Source organism: Stenotrophomonas sp. YJH_SMC_135 (assembly GCF_059372355.1).
The window spans coordinates 636,984-657,685 of sequence record NZ_JCAFVN010000003.1; the positions used below are offsets into that span (position 1 = coordinate 636,984).

General features: G+C 65.6%; 14 protein-coding genes. 10 read left to right on the forward strand and 4 right to left on the reverse strand.

All coding sequences use genetic code 11. From position 1 onward, the window contains the following. Nucleotides 1-109: 109 nt before the first annotated feature. Together AC5P98_RS13980 and greB are read left to right on the forward strand one after the other, a co-directional pair. Nucleotides 110-1,615: a helicase HerA-like domain-containing protein gene (locus AC5P98_RS13980; protein ID WP_046431840.1), complete on the forward strand. Its 1,506-nt coding sequence runs from the start codon at nucleotides 110-112 to the stop codon at nucleotides 1,613-1,615. A gap of 126 nt (nucleotides 1,616-1,741) precedes the next feature. After that, nucleotides 1,742-2,248, forward strand: a complete 507-nt coding sequence (gene greB / locus AC5P98_RS13985; protein WP_014647900.1) for a transcription elongation factor GreB — start codon at nucleotides 1,742-1,744, stop codon at nucleotides 2,246-2,248. Nucleotides 2,249-2,335: 87 nt separating this feature from the next. Here the strand turns inward: greB and AC5P98_RS13990 are convergent, their stop codons facing one another. Further along, complete coding sequence (locus AC5P98_RS13990) at nucleotides 2,336-3,160, reverse strand: DUF3025 domain-containing protein (protein ID WP_495230066.1); 825 nt, start codon at nucleotides 3,158-3,160, stop codon at nucleotides 2,336-2,338. Next, the gene (gene rimO / locus AC5P98_RS13995) at nucleotides 3,157-4,518 is read right to left on the reverse strand and encodes a 30S ribosomal protein S12 methylthiotransferase RimO (RefSeq protein WP_049407526.1); all 1,362 of its coding nucleotides are present in this window, start codon (nucleotides 4,516-4,518) and stop codon (nucleotides 3,157-3,159) included. Before rimO ends, AC5P98_RS13990 begins: the two co-directional genes overlap by 4 nt. 204 nt (nucleotides 4,519-4,722) lie before the next feature. On the opposite strand from rimO, the gene AC5P98_RS14000 reads away from it, so the two are divergent. The 3 genes from AC5P98_RS14000 to AC5P98_RS14010 are packed head-to-tail and all read left to right on the forward strand — an operon-like array spanning nucleotide 4,723 to nucleotide 5,996. Then, nucleotides 4,723-5,394, forward strand: a complete 672-nt coding sequence (locus tag AC5P98_RS14000; RefSeq protein ID WP_032957503.1) for a dienelactone hydrolase family protein — start codon at nucleotides 4,723-4,725, stop codon at nucleotides 5,392-5,394. Then, nucleotides 5,391-5,813, forward strand: a complete 423-nt coding sequence (locus tag AC5P98_RS14005) for an HIT domain-containing protein (protein ID WP_014647910.1) — start codon at nucleotides 5,391-5,393, stop codon at nucleotides 5,811-5,813. The genes AC5P98_RS14000 and AC5P98_RS14005 overlap by 4 nt, the downstream gene beginning before the upstream one ends. Nucleotides 5,814-5,828: 15 nt before the next feature. After that, the gene (locus AC5P98_RS14010; protein WP_005418011.1) at nucleotides 5,829-5,996 is read left to right on the forward strand and encodes a LiaI-LiaF-like domain-containing protein; all 168 of its coding nucleotides are present in this window, start codon (nucleotides 5,829-5,831) and stop codon (nucleotides 5,994-5,996) included. 106 nt (nucleotides 5,997-6,102) lie between these two features. Here the strand turns inward: AC5P98_RS14010 and dcd are convergent, their stop codons facing one another. Continuing rightward, a complete protein-coding gene (gene dcd, locus AC5P98_RS14015; protein WP_014037995.1) occupies nucleotides 6,103-6,675 on the reverse strand; it encodes a dCTP deaminase in 573 nt (190 codons plus the stop codon). A 78-nt stretch (nucleotides 6,676-6,753) separates the two neighbouring features. Continuing rightward, nucleotides 6,754-7,608, reverse strand: a complete 855-nt coding sequence (gene apbC, locus AC5P98_RS14020; protein ID WP_014647911.1) for an iron-sulfur cluster carrier protein ApbC — start codon at nucleotides 7,606-7,608, stop codon at nucleotides 6,754-6,756. A 213-nt stretch (nucleotides 7,609-7,821) separates the two neighbouring features. Between apbC and AC5P98_RS14025 the strand changes: the two genes are divergently transcribed. From AC5P98_RS14025 to AC5P98_RS14045, 5 genes are all read left to right on the forward strand, one after another. Beyond that, nucleotides 7,822-10,611 carry a TonB-dependent receptor plug domain-containing protein gene (locus AC5P98_RS14025; protein ID WP_014647912.1) on the forward strand — a complete coding sequence of 930 codons (2,790 nt, stop codon included), beginning with the start codon at nucleotides 7,822-7,824 and terminating at the stop codon, nucleotides 10,609-10,611. Nucleotides 10,612-10,998: 387 nt separating this feature from the next. Next, on the forward strand, nucleotides 10,999-13,977 hold the full coding sequence (locus tag AC5P98_RS14030) for a TonB-dependent receptor plug domain-containing protein (protein WP_014647913.1): 2,979 nt from the start codon (nucleotides 10,999-11,001) through the stop codon (nucleotides 13,975-13,977). A 94-nt stretch (nucleotides 13,978-14,071) separates the two neighbouring features. After that, complete coding sequence (locus AC5P98_RS14035) at nucleotides 14,072-16,099, forward strand: alpha/beta hydrolase family protein (RefSeq protein ID WP_014647914.1); 2,028 nt, start codon at nucleotides 14,072-14,074, stop codon at nucleotides 16,097-16,099. A 173-nt stretch (nucleotides 16,100-16,272) separates the two neighbouring features. Then, entirely contained in the window at nucleotides 16,273-18,375 is a 2,103-nt protein-coding gene (locus tag AC5P98_RS14040) for a M13 family metallopeptidase (RefSeq protein WP_495230067.1), read from the forward strand. 215 nt (nucleotides 18,376-18,590) lie between these two features. Continuing rightward, nucleotides 18,591-20,597, forward strand: a complete 2,007-nt coding sequence (locus tag AC5P98_RS14045; RefSeq protein ID WP_049408192.1) for a M13 family metallopeptidase — start codon at nucleotides 18,591-18,593, stop codon at nucleotides 20,595-20,597. Nucleotides 20,598-20,702 lie beyond the last annotated feature (105 nt).

Sequence of the window (20,702 nt, forward strand, 5' to 3'; positions counted from 1 at the left end):
TGCGAAACAGGCAGGCAGAGTAGCGGCGCCGCCAAGGTCCGGGCAAGCCGACCTTCGGACCGTCACTGCCGGCGGTTAACATTGGGCTATTCATCACAAGGGCTGGACCATGGATCCGATTCTGCTCGGCAAAGGCATTACCGACGATATTGCCGTCACCCTGCTGCCGAAACTCGGCAACCGCCACGGCCTGGTGGCCGGCGCCACCGGTACCGGCAAGACCGTGACCCTGATGACGCTGGCCGAGGGCTTCTCGCGACTGGGCGTGCCGGTGTTCCTGGCCGATGTGAAGGGCGATGTCTCCGGCCTGGCCGTGCCCGGCAGCGGCGCCGAGAACCTGCTCCAGCGTGCCGCCGAGATCGGCGTGGCCGACTATGCGCCGGCCGCCAGCCCCACCCTCTTCTGGGACCTGTACGGCAAGCTGGGCCACCCGGTGCGCACCACCGTCAGCGAAATGGGCCCGACCCTGCTGGCGCGCATCCTCGAGTTGAACGACACCCAGTCCGGCGTGCTCGACATCGTGTTCAAGCTGGCCGACGACCGCGGCCTGCTGCTGCTGGACATGGACGACCTGCGCGCCCTGCTCGGCCTCGTCGCCGAGGAGCGCAAGGACATCTCCACCGAGTACGGCCTGGTCAGCGCGCAGTCGATCGCCGCGATCCAGCGTTCGGTGCTGCGCCTGGCGCAGGACGGTGGCGAGCACTTCTTCGGCGAACCTGCGCTGGAGCTGGCCGACATCATGCGGGTCAACCACGACGGCCGCGGCATGATCGGCATCCTCGCCGCCGACCAGCTGGTACTCAAGCCCAAGCTGTACTCCACCTTCCTGCTGTGGCTGCTGTCGGAGCTGTTCGAGCAGCTGCCGGAAGTGGGCGACCTGGACAAGCCGAAGCTGGTCTTCATCTTCGACGAGGCACACCTGCTGTTCGACGATGCGCCGCCATCGCTGGTGCAGCGCATCGAGCAGGTGGTGCGCCTGATCCGCTCCAAGGGCGTGGGCGTGTATTTCTGCTCGCAGTTCCCCGACGACGTGCCAGGCAACATCCTCGGCCAGCTCGGCAACCGCGTGCAGCACGCACTGCGCGCGTTCACCCCGCGCGACCAGAAGGCGGTGAAGACCGCGGCCGAAACCTTCGTGCCGAACCCGAAGCTGGACGTGGCCAAGGTACTGAGCCAGCTCGGCACTGGTGAGGCCCTGGTCTCCACGCTGCAGGACAAGGGCATCCCGATGCCGGTGCAGCAGACCATGATCGCGCCGCCACGCTGCCGGATGGGGCCGATCACCGAAGCCGAGCGCGCCCAGGTGCGTGCCGGCAGCCCGGTCGGCAGTCGCTACGACACCGCGATCAACCGCGAATCGGCCGCCGAACTGCTGGCCCAGCGTGCACAGAAGACTGTCGAACAGGCGCAGGCGCCGGCCGCGCGCAGCCGCGAACAGGACGAAGCGCAGGAAGGCGGTTTCGGCCAGGCGATCAAGGATGCGATCTTCGGCACCAAGCGCCGCCAGGGCATGATCGAGACGATGGCCAAGCAGACCACGCGCACCGTCGGCACCAAGCTGGGCAACCAGATCGTGCGCGGCATCCTGGGTGGCATCTTCGGCGGAAAGCGTTGATCTGCCACGGCCGGGGTCAGAGCCCTTTCCGCTGGAAAGGGATCTGACCCCAGGGTCGGATCCCCCCCGCCAGGGAGGGCTCCGACCCCGCTCCCCGTTCGTCATCCAGAAAAGAAGTCGTATTGCATGTCGCGTTGGCGTCCCCCCGCAGAAAAAAGCACGGCCCTGATCACCGCCTCCGGGCATGCCCGGCTGAAGGCCGAACTGGATGAGCTGTGGCGCGTGCGCCGCCCGGAGGTGGTGAAGGCACTGGCCGCGGCCGCCGCGGAAGGTGACCGCTCCGAGAACGCTGAATACACCTATCGCAAGAAGCAGCTGGGCGAGATCGACCGTCGCGTGCGCTACCTGACCAAGCGGCTGGAATCACTGCGCGTGGTCGACACCACGCCGACCGACCCGCTGGCGGTGTTCTTCGGCGCATGGGTGGAACTGGAGAATGTGGACAGTGGCGAGACCAGCCGCTATCGCATTGTCGGGCCGGATGAGACCGATGCCGGGCTGGGCTGGATCAGCATCGATTCGCCGTTGGCGCGGGCGCTGCTGAAGAAGCGACTGGATGATGAATTCTCGGTGGAGCTGCCCGGCGGGCAATTCACCTTTGCGGTGATCGGGGTGGAGTACGCGCCGTTGTAGAGTCGAGTCATGCCCGACCTCGCTGCCGTTGTAGAGCCGAGCCCATGCTCGGCTGGTGGGCAAACACAGCCGAGCATGGGCTCGGCTCTACAACGGCGGCGGGTATGTGCGCCCTGCACGCAACGGGCGGAAATAATCGGCATTGCGATAGAAGGCGGAATCCTGCACGCCGTGCCAGCCAGGAATACCCGCCAACGGCAGGGGCCGCAGCTGCAGCGGATCGGTCACTGCCCTGCCTTCGGCAATGGCCGCAGTCACCGCGTCAACGCAGGCAGCATCGGCATCACCCTGCACCACCACGCACTTGCCCACCAGCAATCGCCCCGGCAGCAGTGCCTGTTCCATCAACGCGTGCCCGAATACGGTGGCAATGGCGATGTCACCGCTCTGCCAGCGCGTTGGCTCGAACATCGCAGGCCAGTCATGCCCATCCCACGCGCGCAGCAACGTGACATCACCCACACGCACGATCACGCCGGTTTCGTCGAACTGGGTCAAGGCGGCCTGCGCGCGGTTGCGCTGGCCGGGTGGCATGGCTTCGATATGCCGGCACTGCTGCACGTTGAGTGCCCGCTTGAGCTGCGGGTGGGAGGCCCACACCAGCGCGTTGAACAGGTCGTGCCAGTTGTCGGCACGGGTGGCGATGCGCCCCTGCGCGATGCGGGCCTCGTAGTGCAGGCCATCGGCCAGCAACGCGGCATCCTGTTCGACCAGCTGCCAACCCGGCAGGGACAGGCGTGCGTCAAGCGCCGCGATGGACGGCCAGTGGGGGCCATCCAGCAGATTACGGAAATCCTGCAGCCCGGCAAACAGCGGCTGCGCGAACACCTGCGGATCGATCGCCGCACGTGGCGGCGGTACGAAGCGCCGGACGCCGCCCCCGTCACTGGCGGCGGTCGTCGCTGCGGTCACAGCATCTTGAGGTCGAATGCCGGGCGGGTAGCGGCGGGCAGCGCGTCACCGTACAGGTCGTGCTCGTCGCTCTCGGTGATTTCCACGTCGACGAATTCGCCCACGCGCAGCGGCACCTGGTCGGCGTTCTGGATGTGCACCAGTCCGTCGATCTCCGGCGCATCGGCCCTGGAACGGGCCACGGCGATATCGCCTTCGATGGCGTCGACCAGGCACTGCTGCACGGTGCCGATCTTGGCCTCCAGGCGTGCGGCGGAGATCTGCGCCTGCTTCTCCATGAAGCGGGCCAGACGCTCCTGCTTCACTTCCTCCGGGACAGCATCGGGCAGATCGTTGGCGGTGGCCCCCTCGACCGGCGAATAGGCGAACGCGCCCACGCGATCCAGCTGCGCTTCGTCGAGGAACGACAGCAGTTCTTCGAACTCGGACTCGGTCTCGCCCGGGAAGCCGACGATGAAGGTCGAACGCACGGTGATGTCCGGCGCGATACGGCGCCAGTTCTGCACGCGCTCCAGGGTCTTCTCGACCGCACCGGGGCGCTTCATCAGGCGCAGGATGCGCGGACTCGCATGCTGGAACGGGATGTCCAGGTACGGCAGGATGCGGTTCTCGGCCATCAGCGGCACCACTTCGTCCACGTGCGGATACGGGTAGACGTAGTGCATGCGCACCCACGCATCCAGCTCGGACAGGCCTTCGCACAGCGCCTTCAGGCGGGTCTGGTAGGCCTTGTCGCGCCACATCTTCTCGGCGTACTTCACGTCCACGCCGTAGGCCGAGGTGTCCTGCGAAACCACCAGCAGCTCACGCACGCCACCACGCACCAGGCGCTCGGCTTCGCGCAGCACCTCATCCACCGGGCGCGAGACCAGCTTGCCGCGCATCGACGGAATGATGCAGAAGCTGCACTTGTGGTTGCAGCCTTCGGAAATCTTCAGGTAGGCGTAATGGCGCGGGGTCAGCTTGATGCCGTAGTCGGGCACCAGATCCACGAACGGATCGTGCTTGGGCGGCAGCGCTTCGTGCACCGCTTCCATCACGCTCTGGTAATCCTGCGGGCCGGACACCGCCAGCACGTTGGGGTACGCCTCGCGGATCTGCTCAGGGCGCTTGCCCAGGCAGCCGGTGACGATGACCTTGCCGTTCTGGTTCATCGCCTCGCCAATGGCATCCAGCGACTCGGTCACCGCCGAATCGATGAAGCCACAGGTGTTGACCACCACCACGTCGGCCGAATCGTAGGACGGGACGATGTCGTAGCCTTCCGAGCGGAGCTGGGTGAGGATGCGCTCGGAATCGACGAGGGCCTTCGGGCAGCCAAGGCTGACGAAGCCGACTTTGGGGTTCAGCTGGGACATGGAATCGCGGGACTCTGGGGGCCTGGGCCCCTGCCGGCATGGCAGGGGTACCTGGGGGCCGGGGCCTGAAAGGGCGCCAGTATACCGGGGTTGGCAGCCGCCCTCTGAACGCCCAGCCGCCCGATCCGGCACAGCCGCTGACGCCGCGCTAACCGGCGCAGCACCGACAATGCAGCTCTGTTCCCAGCAACGAGGAAGATGACGATGGCCGAGTGGATCACCCTGGATACGCATCACGGCCCGGTACGGGCCTGGCAGGCCCTGCCGGACGGCACCGCGCGCGGCGGCCTGGTGGTGGTGCAGGAAATCTTCGGCGCCAACCCGCACATCCGCAGCGTGGCCGAGCGCTTCGCAGCCGAAGGCTATGCGGTGCTGGCGCCCTCGTTCTTCGACCTGGTCGACGGCCCCGACGCCGACCCGGATGCGCTGCCCTACGACGCCGAGGGCGTGAAGCAGGGCCTGGAACGGGTCGGCGCGCTGGGCATGGAACGGGCGCTGGAGGTCGTGCGCGCGGCGGCCACCCGGCTGGCGCCCTACGGCAAGGTCGGCACCGTCGGCTACTGCTGGGGCGGCACGGTGGCGATGCTGTCCGCACTGCGCCTGGGGCTGCCGTCGGTCAGCTACTACGGTGCGCGCAACGTGCAGTTCCTCGACGAGGCGCCCAAGGCCCCGGTGATCTTCCACTTCGGCGCCCAGGACCGCAGCATCCCGCCGGAAGCGGTCCAGGCCCACCGCGAGAAGCTGCCGCAGATGGCCACCTACGTCTATCCGGCCGATCACGCCTTCAACCGGGAGGTCGGACATGCGTATGATCCAGACAGCGCCGCCCTGGCGCTGCAACGCACCCTGGACTTCTTCTCGGAGCATCTTGGATGAGCGAATTCGAACTCGATTCACGCCTGGCCACCGATAGCGTGCTGGTGGCGGAAGGACCGTTGTCGCAAGTGCGGCTGATGAACGACGAACGATTCCCCTGGCTGGTGCTGGTACCGCGCCTGGCCGGGGTGACCGAGTGGATCGAGCTGGACGGCGAGCAGCAGGACAAGCTGCGCACCGAGCTCAACCGCGCCTGCAAGGCCCTGAAGGGTGCCGACGGGGTGGAGAAGATCAACATCGGGGCGCTGGGCAACATCGTGCGCCAGCTGCACTTCCATGTCATCGGCCGCCATGACGGTGATCCGGCCTGGCCGGGCCCGGTCTGGGGCAGTGGCCCGGCGCACCGCTACGAGCCGGCGGCGCTGGACCAGCATGTCGCCTACTGGAAGGAACGGCTAGGATATCCGGCCCAGTCCTGAGCCTTCGCCGACCCGATGCGATTCAACCTCGTTGCCGCCGTCCTGCTGATCCTGATCGGCCTGTTCATGCTCGCCAGCAATCTCGGCTGGACGCACCTGAACCTGTCCAAGCTGCTGTTGACCTGGTGGCCGGTGGCCCTGGTTGGTGTCGGCATCGCGATGCTGTTCGGTCGCGGCAAATAAGGAAGGCGGCGCATTGCGCCGCCTTCCCTCATGTAGAGCCGAGCCATGCTCGGCTTCAATGCAGGGCAGCCGAGCATGGCTCGGCTCTACAAATCGCCTGCAATCGTCAGGTCCGCGGCAGGGTCACGCCGGTCTGGCCCTGGTACTTGCCGCCACGGTCGCGGTAGGACGTCTCGCAGACGTCATCGGCGGCCGCCTGGAAGAACAGCATCTGTGCCACGCCTTCGTTGGCGTAGATGCGCGCCGGCAGCGGCGTGGTGTTGCTGAATTCCAGGGTGACGTGGCCTTCCCATTCCGGCTCCAGCGGCGTCACGTTGACGATGATGCCGCAGCGCGCGTAGGTGCTCTTGCCCAGGCACACCACCAGGGTATCGCGCGGGATGCGGAAGTACTCGACGGTACGCGCCAGCGCGAAGCTGTTCGGCGGGATGATGCATTCGTCGGCGGTGATGTCGACGAAGCTGCCCGAGTCGAAGTGCTTGGGATCGACGATCGTCGAGTTGATGTTGGTGAACACCTTGAACTCGCGCGAGCAGCGCACGTCGTAGCCATAGCTGGACGTGCCATAGCTGACGATGCGCTGGCCGTTGGCCTGCTTCACCTGCCCGGCCTCGAACGGCTCGATCATGCCGTGCTGCTCGGACATGCGGCGGATCCAACGGTCACTCTTGATGCTCATGCTTTGTCCTGGGGGTACGAGGGGGCGCGAGGATTCTAGCAGGGGCCCGGCCTCGGCCGGCGGCCCCTGCCCCGGCCCTTACAGCAGCGACGACAGGATCGGGATCGAAGCCCGCGGGCGCCTGCCCACTTCCTCGATCAGGCGCTGTGCGGCATGGCGGTAGGCCTGGGCCGGCGCCGAATCCGGCTGGGCGACGGTGATCGGGGTGCCTGCATCGCCCTGTTCACGGATGCCGATCTGCAGGGGCAGAGAGCCCAGCAGCGGCACGCCGTACTGCGCGGCCATGCGCTCGCCGCCGCCCTCGCCGAACAGGTGCTCGATGTGCCCGCAACTGCTGCAGGTGTGCACCGCCATGTTCTCGACGATGCCCAGCACCGGCACCTCGACCTTCTCGAACATCTTCAGCGCTTTCTTCGCGTCCAGCGTGGCGATGTCCTGCGGCGTGGTGACGATCACCGCACCGGCCAGCGGAATCTTCTGGGTCAGGGTCAGCTGGATGTCACCGGTGCCCGGCGGCAGGTCGATCAGCAGGAAATCCAGGTCGTCCCACAGGGTGTCGTTGAACAGCTGGGTCATCGCCGAGGTGGCCATCGGGCCCCGCCAGATCATCGGCGTGTCCTCTTCGATCAGGTAGCCGATCGACATGGTGTCCACGCCAAAGGCACGCAACGGCTCGATGCTCTTGTTGTCCGGGCTTTCCGGGCGACCGGACAGGCCCAGCATGGCCGGCACGCTCGGCCCGTAGATGTCCGCATCGAGCACGCCCACGCGCGCACCGAGCTGCTGCAGCGCCACGGCCAGGTTCACCGAGGTGGTGGACTTGCCGACGCCGCCCTTGCCCGAACCGACCGCGATCACGTTGCGGATGCGGGCATGCGGCGTAAGTCCCTTCTGGACCTGGCTGACATGGGGACGGCGGGGAGAACTGTTCACAACGGGCACCGGCGGGGTCAGGGGGATAACCCGACATCATACAAGCTGGATGCAAGCTGACTGAAATTCAGGAATGCGACAGATTCGTGCACAGATTGTTAAGTTCATGTTACGTTCGATGAGCACTGTTTTGAGCTGCGGAGCCGGATATTCCAGCCCGCGCGATGGCGCATGCGCAGTGCCGTTTTTGTTTTTGCTCTCCAATGGAATTACATGAAACACGTCAGCAATACCGCACGTCGCAACACGCTCGCCGTCGCCCTGATGTCCGCTCTGATGGCCGCCGCCCCGGCAATGGCCCAGGACAAGGCGACCAACCTGGACAAGATCACCGTCACCGGTTCGCTGATCCCGCAGACCCAGGTCGAAACCCAGACCCCGGTGATGTCCATCACCGCCGAAGACATCCAGACCCGCGGCTTCAGCAGCGTTGCTGAAGTTCTGCAGCAGTCGTCGCTGACCACCGGCGGCCTGCAGGGTGGACAGACCTCGGGTGCGTTCACCCAGGGCGCCGAAGCCGCCGGCATGTTCGGCCTGAACCCGGGCTACACCAAGTACCTGATCAACGGCCGCCCGATGCTCTCGTATCCGGCGCTGTACAACGGCAGCGAGTCGTTCAACAACATCAGCGGCATTCCGATCGACATCGTCGAGCGCATCGAGGTCCTGCCGGGCGGCCAGTCGTCGCTGTACGGCTCGGACGCGATCGCCGGCGTGGTCAACATCATCCTGAAGGAACGCATGGACGGCGGCACGATGTCGATCCGTGGCGGCACCTACACCGAAGGTGGTGGCAGCAACATCCGCTTCAGCGCCGCCAAGGGCTTCAATGCATTCGACGACCGCTTCCACGCGCTGGTCAACGTGCAGATCGAAAACGGCAGCCCGATCTGGGGCTACCAGCGTGACATCACCAAGCAGAACAACCCGGTCGGTTACACCGCACAGCTGCCGTCGAACGACTTTGCCGTCATCGGCAACGCCGACAACAAGCTGTACATGATGGACCCGACCCGCTGCGCCAACGTCGCAGGCCTGTACGACGGCACCACCACCGTCGGCAAGCGTGCATCGGGCGAATCGTGCGGCTCGGTGTACAGCGCCGGCTACAAGACCCTGAAGAACGGCAAGAACAGCGGCCAGTTCTACTCGTCGATGACCTTCGACGTGAACGACAACTTCCAGCTGTTCGCCGATGTGCTGTACAGCAAGGAGAAGACCGAGTTCACCTCCGGCTCCAGCGCCCTGTGGTGGGGCACCAAGTCGGTGATGGGCGGTTTCTACGACCAGGGCCTGGGCAAGGTCGTGAACCTGCAGCGCGCCTTCGCACCGGAAGAAATCGGCCCGGGCCACTACAACAACATCCTGAACTCCGATGAGAGCCGTTCCTACCAGGTCACCCTGGGCGGCAAGGGCATGGTCGGCGACTGGGACTACAGCGCCAGCTTCACCCGCGGCGAATACCGCCTGGACCAGAACCGCTTCGCGCGCTGGAAGGACAAGATCGAAGGCTTCTTCGGCGACACCGTGCTGGGCCCGCGCCTGGGTACCACCGCTGATGGCTTCGGCATCTACAACCCGGACTACGCCGCGTTCTACTCGCCGATCACCCCGGACCAGTTCGCCAGCTTCACCGGCTATGGCACCCACCGCAGCAAGACCTGGCAGAACCTGGGTCGCGTGCAGGTGACCAACGGTTCGCTGTTCTCCCTGCCGGGCGGCGACGCCGGCCTGGCCGTGGTGCTGGAAGGTGGCAGCGAAGGTTGGGATTACTCGCCCGACCAGGCCTTCGTCGATGGCAACGCCTGGGGCGCCACCGCCGTGGCCGGTGCCGGCCACCGCAGCAACTACGCGGTGACCAGCGAACTGCGCATGCCGGTGTTCGAGTCGCTGACCATCAGCGCCTCGGGCCGCTACGACGCCTTCAAGATCGCCGACAAGACCGTTGACAAGGCCACCTACAGCATCGGCCTGGAATACCGCCCGGTTGAGAGCCTGCTGCTGCGCGGCAAGTACGGCACCGCATTCCGTGCGCCAACCCTGTCCGATGCCTTCCAGGGCATGAGCGGCTCGTTCGCCTCCGGCCAGAACGACTACTACCGCTGCAGCCAGATGGGCTACGCGCTGCGTGACGAAGCCTGCTCGTTCTACAAGACCACCTCGGTGTACAGCGAAAAGTCCGGCAACCCGGACCTGAAGCCGATCACCGCCGACGTGTGGAGCGCGGGCGTGGTGTGGGCCCCGGTGAGCAACTTCTCGCTGTCGGTCGACTACTACAACTGGAAGATCAAGAACGAGGTCAAGACCCTGAGCACCGACCAGCTGCTGCTGGCCGAGTACCAGTGCCGCAACGGCCTGCCGAACAACACCTCGGCCAGCTGCCAGAACGTGACCGACTGGGTGTCCCGCGACGCCGGTGGCAACCTGGCCCGCGTGTACACCCCGAAGCTCAACGTGGCCAGCCAGAACCTGGAAGCGGTGACCGTCGGCGCCAAGTACCAGCAGGACCTGGGCCGCTTCGGTTCGCTGATGTTCTCGGGCAACTACACCAACATGCTGAAGCGTGAAGTGGTGCCGCTGCCGGGCGCACAGAAGCTGGATCTGCTGAGCGATCCGTACAACATGTGGTACTACGACAACTTCGCCAAGGTGCGCGGCGATGTGTCGGTGGGCTGGGCCATCTCCAAGTTCACCACCACCCTGTACGCCAACTACGTCGGCAGCACCCCGAACTACCTGGCCTACACCGGCCGCAGCTATGACTACGTCCACTCCTCCGGCGCCAAGGCCGGCAAGTGGGGCTCGTACACCACCTACAACATGAGCCTGAACTACCAGGCGCAGGACGATCTGACCCTGTCGCTGATGGTCAACAACGTGTTCAACAAGCTGCCGGAAGGCCAGCGCTACAACTACCCGGGCAACGAATCGACCCCGTTCAACGACGGCTTCTACAGCGTCTACGGCCGTCAGATCTCGGCCCAGGTCAAGTACGACTTCTGATCCCGTCGTATTCCGGACTGCGTGTCTGGACCAGGCCCCGCTTCGGCGGGGCCTTTTTTTGTCCGTCGCACAGCGCGGCCACATCCCGTTCACGGTTCAGACACGTTTGACATGAACCGAAACAAATCAATACATATCAATGAGATGAAGGAGAAATGGGCGCTCCTGTCACTGCAAAGCGCGCCCATCACCCACAGCTTCATGACTCCCTCGTGAACGTTTGACAGGCTCGGTTAATGTCGTGTTAATCTCGGGTCATCGGCACGTGAAGCCGGTACCAGCGCCGGGTGGCAGCACGCTGCCGACCCCGGGCAAGGGGCACACGGAGACGCCGACAAGGACCTGTCCCGGTGTACGACGCAATCATTCGATTCAAGGGGATTTCAGATGATCAATCGCAAGTCGCTCAGCAAGCACCCGCTGAGCTTCGCCCTCGCCTCCGCCGTGCTGCTCGCTGCGGCTGCCCCGGCGATCGCACAGGACGCCTCGGGCTCGACGCAGACCACCGAAGAGGCATCCAAGTCCAAGGCCACCAATCTGGATACGGTGACCGTCACCGGCTCGCGCATCAGCCGCGACGTGTTCAACTCGGTCTCGCCGGTGCAGGTCGTTACCCGTGAAGAAACCACCCTGGCCGGCTTCAACTCGACCACGGCGGCCCTGCAGAGCACCGCGGTCACCGCCGGTGCGGCGCAGATCAACAACGCCTATGGCGGCTACGTCACCGACGGTGGCCCGGGCGCCAACACCCTGGGCCTGCGCGGCCTCGGCCCGACCCGCACCCTGATCCTGCTCAATGGCCGCCGCGTGTCGCCGGCCGGTACCCGCGGCTCGGTGGGCTCGACCGACCTGAACGTGCTGCCGAACTCGATCGTCGACCGCGTCGAAATCCTGAAGGACGGTGCGTCCTCGATCTACGGCTCCGACGCCGTTGCCGGCGTAATCAACATCATCACCAAGAAGAAGGTCGATGGCGTCAGCTTCGAAGCACAGCACAACGCCACCGATGGCGGCGGCGGTGAAGAGCGCCGTTACTCCATCATGTTCGGTGCCACCGGCGAGCGCTCGCACTTCTCCGGCTCCTATGAGTACTACACCCGCAACGAGCTGACCCTGGCCGACCGCAGCTGGGCCGGTGGCTGCCCGACCGACATGTACCGCGACATCGACGCGGGCGACTATTGGGGCAGCGGCGACTTCATCGACCCGCTGACCGGCAAGCCGAAGTGCTGGTCGCTCGATGCCGGCGGCACCACGCTGAACACCATCGGCACCAACACCCGTACCGGTGTCGCGGCCCCGGGCGGCGCCGGCACCCGCTTCAACCGCTGGCGCCCGAATGCGGCCATCACCACCGGCCTGGTGGGCTACGAAGGCGTGGACCTGAACACCCGCGACACCTTCGATCCGGCCATGCGCAACCAGTCGCTGATCTCGCCGACCAAGACCCACACCCTGTACCTGCAGGGTGGCTTCGACCTCAACGCACTGGGCGATGCCGAGCTGTACTACGAGTTCCTGGGCAACAAGCGCAAGTCGACCCAGACCGGCTATCGCCAGCTGACCCTGGACTATGCCGTGGGCAGCCCGCTGATCCCGGCCAACCTGCGTGACAGCGTTGCCGGTGCTCCGACCGACCAGACCAGCGGCAAGAACCTGGGCGTGCGTGCGTTCATCGGTTTCGGCAACGACACCAACAAGCAGAACGTCGACTTCCTGCGCTTCAATGCCGGCCTGCGTGGCCACCTGAGCTCGGAGTGGAACTATGACTTCAACGTCATGCACTCGCGCAGCGACGCCGACTACACCTTCGAGAGCTTCCTGACCAGCCGCCTGCGCCAGAGCCTGGACGTGGTCTCCAACGGTGCCGGTGGCTATGTCTGCCGGGACGGTTCCAACGGCTGCATCGCCGCGCCGGCGCTGAACACCAACACCATCGGTGGCAAGCTGCCGCAGGACTGGAAGGACTGGGTGTTCGTGCCGGTCACCGGCAACACGCTGTACAAGGAAACGACGGTCAACTTCAACGTCAACGGCCCGCTGTTCGACATGCCGTACGGTTCGGCCGGTGGTGCATTCGGCGTCGAGTACCGCAAGGCACGCATCGACGACACCCCGTCGCCGTACTCGATCAATGCCGACCTGTACAACCTGACCAACGCCACTCCGACCCGCGGTTCGGACTCGGTGTTCGAAGCCTACGGCGAACTGGAACTGCCGCTGCTGTCCGGCGTCACCGCTGCCGAGGAACTGACGGTCAACCTGTCCGGCCGCTACACCGACTACAAGTCCTACGGCTCGGATGAGACCTACAAGATCGGCGCGCTGTGGACCCCGGTGAAGTGGCTGTCGTTCCGCGCGTCGTACGGCACCTCCTACCGCGCACCGGCGCTGTTCGAACAGTTCCTGGGCGGCACCACCGGCTTCCTGAGCAGCAGTGCCGACCCCTGCAACGAGTATGGTGATCGCAACCCGAGCTCGCCGCGTTACCAGAACTGCGCATCGCTGGGCCTGGCACCGGACTACCTGGCCACCCAGGGCGTGACCGTGGTCACCCAGGGTGGTGCCGAGGCCGGCCTGGAAGCCGAAACCTCCAAGGCCAAGACCCTGGGCGTGGTGATCCAGCCGGAATTCGGCAGCGGCTTCGGTGACCTGTCCTTCGCCGCCGACTACTTCGACATCGAAGTGAAGAACGGCGTCGACAGCGCGGGCGGCGCGAACATCCTGTCGCGCTGCTACGACAGCGGCAGTGCCGACTTCTCCTCCGGTTCGGGTCTGTGCCGCCTGGTGGCCCGCAACCCGGTCAACAACCAACTGGTGGTGACCAACGGCTTCATCAACCTGTCCACCGACAAGGTCCGTGGCCTGGACTTCACCACCCGCTATGTCCGCGAAATCGGCCCGGGCACCCTGCGCACCACGCTGCAGTTCACCCACTACCTGGAACAGGCCAGCAAGGTCTTCTCCGACGATCCGCTGGTGGACTACAACGGCATGCTGTCGCGTCCGGAAAACACCGCCTCGCTGGACCTGAGCTACAAGTGGAAGAACTGGCAGGTGCGTTACGGCCTGGACTGGATCGACAAGATGGACAGCTACGCGTACTACGAGGAGCGCAACCCGGGTGACTTCGATCCGGCCACCTCGGCGTACAAGCTGTACACCCCGAACTACTTCCTGCAGGCCATCTCGGTGAAGTATGAAGCGGACAAGTGGTCGGTCACCGGTGGCGTGCGCAACTTCGCCGACCGCAAGCCGCCGACCATCTCGCAGGGTGTCTACAGCACCGTCGGCAACGCGCTGCTGTACAGCGGCTTCGACTACTTCGGTCGCAGCTACTTCCTGAACATCACGCGTTCGTTCTGATCCTGCTCCCTGCAACCGCCGCCCTTCGGGGCGGCGGTTCCATTTCAGGCACCGGATTCTCCGCAAGCCGGTGCCAACGCATTCCGAGGTTGCAATGAAGCGAGCCCTGCTGCTGGCGGCCCTGGCCAGCCTTTCACCGTTGCTGCACGCCAAGCCTGTGGCGCCCACCATCGAACAGATGGCCGCCTTCCCGGCCATCTCCAGCCTGTCGTTGTCACCAGACGGAAAACACATCGCCGGCCTTCGCGCCGATGGCGAGGAGCGCGTGATCGTGGTTTGGCGGACCGATGCACTGGACAAGCCACCCACCGTGATCGGCGCCAACCGCATGAAGTTCCAGAGCGTGTCGTTCATCAAGAACGGACAGCTGGCCGTCGTGCTGTGGCAACCCTACGACCTGCGCGCCGACCGGGTGACCAAGACCTTCGTCAGCAAGTTCTTCATCACCGACATCGAAGGCAAGCAGTGGAAGGAGCCGATCACGCCGCCGCGCGCCTCCAGTCGCAATGAAGAGCTCGAGCAGGCACTGGCCAACGCCACGGTGCTCGACACCCTGCCCAACGATCCCGACCACATCCTGGTGGTCAACGGTTCGGGCAGCAGTTCCGGTGACGTCTACAAGGTCGACCTGCGCAACTTCACCTCCCAGCGCATCCAGAAGACCGAAGAGCGCGTGGCGGGCTATATCACCGACCTGGACAGTGAACTGCGGGCACGCCTGCGGCAGGACGTCGACGGTACCGGCGCCTACGTCGCCACCGAGTTCCGCTCGCCTGCCAACGGTGCCTGGGAGGAGCATTTCCGCTCCTACGTGAAGAACCGCGACGTCAACCAGGTGATCGGCTTTGCCGATGATCCGAACATCGCGTTCGTACTCAGCAATGTCGGCCGCGACAAATCAATCGTCTACGAGTACGACATCACGGCCCGCAAGCAGAAGGAAGTGCTGTTCGAGCACAAACTGTTCAACGCCGGCTCGATGCTGATCAACCGCCACCGGAGCGGTGCGGTACCCTTCGGCGAGATCATGGGAATCGGCTACGCCGGTCCGCGCGGCGACGACATCCAGTGGACCTCTCCGCGCATGAAGGCCCTGGACCAGGGGCTGCGCCAGGCGCTTGGCATCCGCCAGGAGCCGCTGGCGATGGTCGATACCGCGAACGGCCAGCGCTACACCGCCAACTACGATACAGGCCTGAGCTACCGCATCGTCGACTACACCGCCGATCTTTCCAATGTGCTGGTGGCTACCTCCGGCCCTTCCAACCCGCCCGAGTATCACCTGCTGCACGACGGCAAGCTGACCCTGCTGGCCAAGACCTATCCGCAGATCCAGCCAGCCGCGCTGGGCACCACCCGGCTGGTCTACTACAAGGCACGCGACGGGCTGGACATTCCGGCATTCCTGACCACGCCCAGCACCGAGCTGTGCGGTGCCGGCCCGTGGAAAGCCGTGGTGCATCCGCACGGCGGCCCGTGGGCACGCGATGGCATGGACTTCGACGGCTCGATGTGGGTACCGCTGATGGCATCACGCTGCATGGCGGTCCTGCGCCCGCAGTTCCGCGGCTCGGCCGACTGGGGCCGCAAGCTGTGGATGGCCGGTGATGCCGAATGGGGCCAGAAGATGCAGGACGACAAGGACGATGGCGCGCAGTGGATGATCGACCAGAAGATCGCCCAGCCCGGCCACATCGCCATGTTCGGCTTCTCCTATGGCGGCTACTCGGCGTTCGCGGCTTCGGTGCGTCCCAATGGCCTGTACAAGTGCGCCATCGCCGGTGCCGGCGTTTCGGACATCAAGAAGATCTGGTCGCGCTTCTATACCAACCCGTTCTTCCGCCAGGCCCAGGCGCCGACCGTGGCCGGCCTCAACCCGGTCGACAAGGCCGGTGAAATGAAGATTCCATTGATGGTCTACCACGGTGACCGCGACCGCACGGTGCCGATCGAGCAGTCGGAGTGGTTCGTGAACAAGGCCAGGGGTTCGGGGCAGCCGGTCGAGTTTCACGCCATCGCCGACTACGCGCATGGTCCCGCCTGGACCCGCGCGATCATGGGTGACCAGCTCAGGCTGATCGACGACTACCTGGGCAAGGGCTGCGGCGGCGGCGGCCTGTAAGCCGCACCGCTTCCTGCAAGGGCGCCCACGGGGCGCCCTTGCACGTTCTGGCCCCTTGCGCCCGGACATGACCTTCGACACCCTTGCAGGCCAGGCCGGCGGCGTATCGTTCGGCCCACGGCCGTACCTGCGGCTTCTCCCTGACTCACTCGGCCTGGAGGCCAAGAATAGTGATGACGCGCACTCCCAAGATCGTCCTGCTCAGCCTGGCCGTGTCGGCCGTGCTGGCCGGCTGCGGCAAGAACGAAACCCCGGCCAAGGATGCCGCGACCCCCGCCCCGGCCACCGCCGAAGCCACCAGCTACAAGCTGGACGACAGCAAGCTGCCGGCCTACAACGCCTTCCAGCCGAGCGACCTGGACACCACCAAGGACGCGTGCACCGCCTTCGGCGACTACGTCAACAGCAAGTGGCTGGCCGCCAATGAAATCCCGGGCGACCGCACCAGCTGGGGCGCGTTCACCATCCTCGACGAACGTTCGGTGGCCGTGCAGCACCAGCTGGCCGAACAGGTTGCGCAGGTCAAGAATCCGAACCACATCGAGAAGATCGTCGGCGACCTGTGGGCCACCGGCATGGACGAAGCCAAGATCAACGCCCAGGGCATCGAGCCGCTGAAGGCCGACCTGGCTGCGATCGACGGCCTGCAGGACAAGGCGGCCATCGCCAACTACCTGCGCACCAGCGCCGCCAAGGGTGACAACCTCCTGTTCGGCTTCGGCGCTGAAGCCGACTTCAAGAACTCCGGCGTGAACATGGCCTATGCCAGCCAGGGCGGCCTGGGCCTGCCGGATACCACCTACTACACCGATGCCAAGAACGCCGACAAGCTGAAGGCCTATCAGGCGCATGTCGCCAAGGTGCTGGAGCTGTCCGGCGTGGCCGCGGCCGATGCAGCCAAGCAGGCCGAGGACGTGGTCAAGTTCGAAACCCGCCTGGCCAAGGCCTCCAAGTCGCGCGTGGAGCTGTCGCGCAACGTCGAGCTGTACTACAACCCGGTCACCCTGGCCGACGCCGACAAGCTGACCCCGAACTTCAGCTGGACCGAGTTCTTCAAGTCGCAGGGCGTGGCCGCGCCGGAGAAGTTCTCGCTGGCCATGCCGGCCTTCCATGAGGAAGTGAGCAAGTCGCTGGCCGACACCGATCCGTCGGTGTGGCGCGCCTACCTGCGCTTCCACACCGTGGACAGCGCCTCGCCGTACCTGGCCGATGCCTTCGTGCAGGAGAACTACGAGTTCTACGGCAAGACCCTCAACGGCCAGAAGGAGCAGAAGCCGCGCTGGAAGCGTGTGCTGGGCACCATCGAAAACGATGCCGGTGAAGCCTTCGGCCAGCTGTACGTGAAGGTTGCCTTCTCGCCGGAAGCCAAGGCGAAGATGGAAGAACTGGTGAAGAACCTGGCCGCCTCGCTGAAGGACCGCATCCAGGGCCTGAGCTGGATGAGCGAGGAAACCAAGGCCAAGGCCATCGCCAAGTGGGAAACCTTCACCCCGAAGATCGGTTACCCGGACAAGTGGCGCGACTGGTCGGGCCTGCAGACCCAGCGCGACAGCTACCTGGGCAACGTGCGCGCGGCCAACGAGTTCAACTACAAGTTCAACCTGTCCAAGATCGGCAAGCCGGTGGACAAGACCGAGTGGGGCATGACCCCGCAGACCGTCAACGCCTACTACAACCCGCTGCAGAACGAGATCGTGTTCCCGGCCGCCATCCTGCAGCCGCCGTTCTTCGATCCGAAGGCCGACGACGCGCTGAACTACGGCGGCATCGGTGCGGTGATCGGCCATGAGATGACCCACGGTTACGACGACCAGGGCGCACGCTTCGGGCCGACCGGCAACATGGAAGACTGGTGGACCCCGGCCGACAAGAAGAACTTCGAAGGCCTCACCGGCAAGCTGGTCAAGCAGTTCGACCAGTACAAGGTCGACGGCCAGGCAGTGAACGGCCACCTGACCCTGGGCGAGAACATCGCCGACCTGGGCGGCCTGGCCACCGCCTACGACGCCCTGCAGAAGGCCACCGCCGGCAAGGAAGATGCGAAGGTCGACGGCTTCACCCGCGACCAGCGCTTCTTCTTCAACTGGGCCACCGTGTGGCGCACCAAGTACACCCCGGAAAACGCCAAGGTCCGCCTGGCCACCGACCCGCACGCCCCGGCGCAGTTCCGTGCCATGGGTGCGCCGTCGAACCTGCCGACCTTCGCTGCCGCGTTCCAGTGCAAGGCCGGTTCGCCGATGGCCCGCACCGGCGAGCAGCAGGTGGTGATCTGGTAAGCCACGGCTGACGCTGCGGCAGACCTGCAAAGGCCCGGGAATCCCGGGCCTTTGTTTTTCACAGCGCCCGTCATCCACGCATGGCTCAGGCCGTTGGTAGATGCCGACCCTGGTCGGCGCACGGCCCGGCGGCGCCACCGTGACGCGTGCATGCCGCGCCCATGCACGGCTTGCTATAGTGCGCGCGCCCTCAATCCATCACGGATTCGTTCCACATGCCCAATTTCCGTCCGCTTGCCATCGCCCTGGGCATCAGCCTGGCGACCCTGGTCCCGACCCACGATGCGTTCGCCGCCAAGAAGAAGGCCGCGCGCGCCCCGGCCGTCAGCGCCCAGTGCAGCGACTTCTACGACGCCACCAACGCAGGCTGGCTGAAGGCCAACCCGGTGCCGCAGACCGGTGCCACCACCGCGCTCGGCCAGCTGGTCGAGCGCAGCCGCCAGCAGCAGCGTGAACTGCTCGACGCCGCGATGAAGTCGCCGCAGGGCGACGTGCAGAAGCTGCTGGGCGACTTCTGGGCCAGCGGCCTGGACGAAGCCGCCGTGGAAGCGGACGGCTCCAACCCGATCGCGCCGCTGCTGACCCGCATCAACGCCATCAAGAAGGCCAAGGATGTGCCGGCCTCGATCGCCGCGCTGCACCAGGTGGGCATCCCGGTGGCCTTCAACTTCGGCCCGGACGTCGACCTGAAGGCACTGGACCGCCACATCGGTTACTTCATGCAGGGCGGCATGGGCCTGCCGGACCCGGCGTTCTATACCCGCACCGACGCCGATACCGTGGCGCTGATGGGGCGCTACCGCAACTACGTCAAGCAGATCCTGGCGCTGACCGGCACCCCGGCGGCCAGGCTCGATGCCGAATCGCAGTCGGTGATCGCGCTGGAGACCGAGCTGGCGCGCAATGCGCAGTCGCTGGCCGGCATCAACAACCCGTTCAACAACTACGCGCCGATCTCCACCAAGGAGCTCAACAGCCGTTACCGCAACCTGCAGCTGGACGCGTTCCTGAAGGCACAGGGCGTGGACGACGACCTGGTCTCGCTGGCCGACCCGGGCCTGTTCAAGCAGCTCGATGGCATGGTCACCAAGCTCAAGCCGGACCAGTGGAAGGCCTACCTGCGCTGGCGCGTGGGCGACTCGATGGCACCGTACCTGTCCAAGGCCTACCGCGACGCGGAGTTTGAATTCCGTGGCCGCGTGCTGCGTGGCGAAACGCTGCCGCCGCAGCGCTGGGAAGACGTGCTGGAGGCGATCAACGTGGCCGCCGGCCCGATGGTCGGCCGCGAATACGCGGCCCGTTACCTGTCGGCCGAAGACCGTCGCCAGGCGGCGTGGATCGTCGACAAGCTGCGCGAAGTGCAGATCGAGGCGGTCAAGAACAACAGCTGGATGAGCGCCGAAGCCAAGACCGAAGCGCAGGCCAAGCTGGCTGCGCTGAAGATCGAGATCGGCACCCCGTTGCGCGACCTCGACTACAGCGTGCAGCCGATGGGCCGCGGTTCGTTCGGCGGCAACATGCTGATCGCGTCGACCTGGCGCCACCGCGAGGAAATGAAGCGCATCGGCAAGGGCAACGCCGACCGCCGCTGGGACGTGCTGCCGCAGCAGCCGTCGCTGGCCTACGACCTGGCACAGAACCGCCTGATCGTTACCGCGGCGATCCTGCAGGGCCCGGTGTTCAATGCCAAGGCCGACGCCGCCGACAAGTTCGGCAGCTTCGGTGGCCTGGTCGGCCATGAGCTGACCCGTGCGATCGACGCCAAGGGTGCACTGGTCGACGCCAAGGGCGAACTGCGCAGCTGGTGGACCCCGGCCGACAAGACCGCCTGGACCCTGCTCGGCGGCCGCGTGGCCGCGCAGTACAGCGCCTACGATTTCCCGGGCGTGAAGGGTGCCAAGGTCAACGGCACGCTCACCCAGGAAGAGAACCTGGCCGACATCGCCGGTCTGGAACTGGCCTGGGCGGCCTATACCGCGCAGGAGCCGAAGGCCAAGCCGGCACAGCAGCAGGGCTTCTTCCGCGCCTGGTCGGCGTTGTGGGCACAGCAGCTGTCGCCGAACGAGGCCGTGCGCCGCCTGACCGCCGACATCCGCGCGCCGGGCCTGTGGCGCAGCAACGGCACGCTGGCCAACCTGCCGGCATTCGGTGCCACCTTCAGCTGCAAGGCCGGCCAGCCGATGCAGCGCAGCGAAGCCGACCAGATCAAGGTCTGGCGCTGAGCCACGCGCACTACCCGTAGTACAGGGGGCGCCTTCGGGCGCCCTTTTTTGCGGGTGCAGCACGATCCCGGGTTAACACCGCGCGTGCTATCGCTGCGGCTTCGT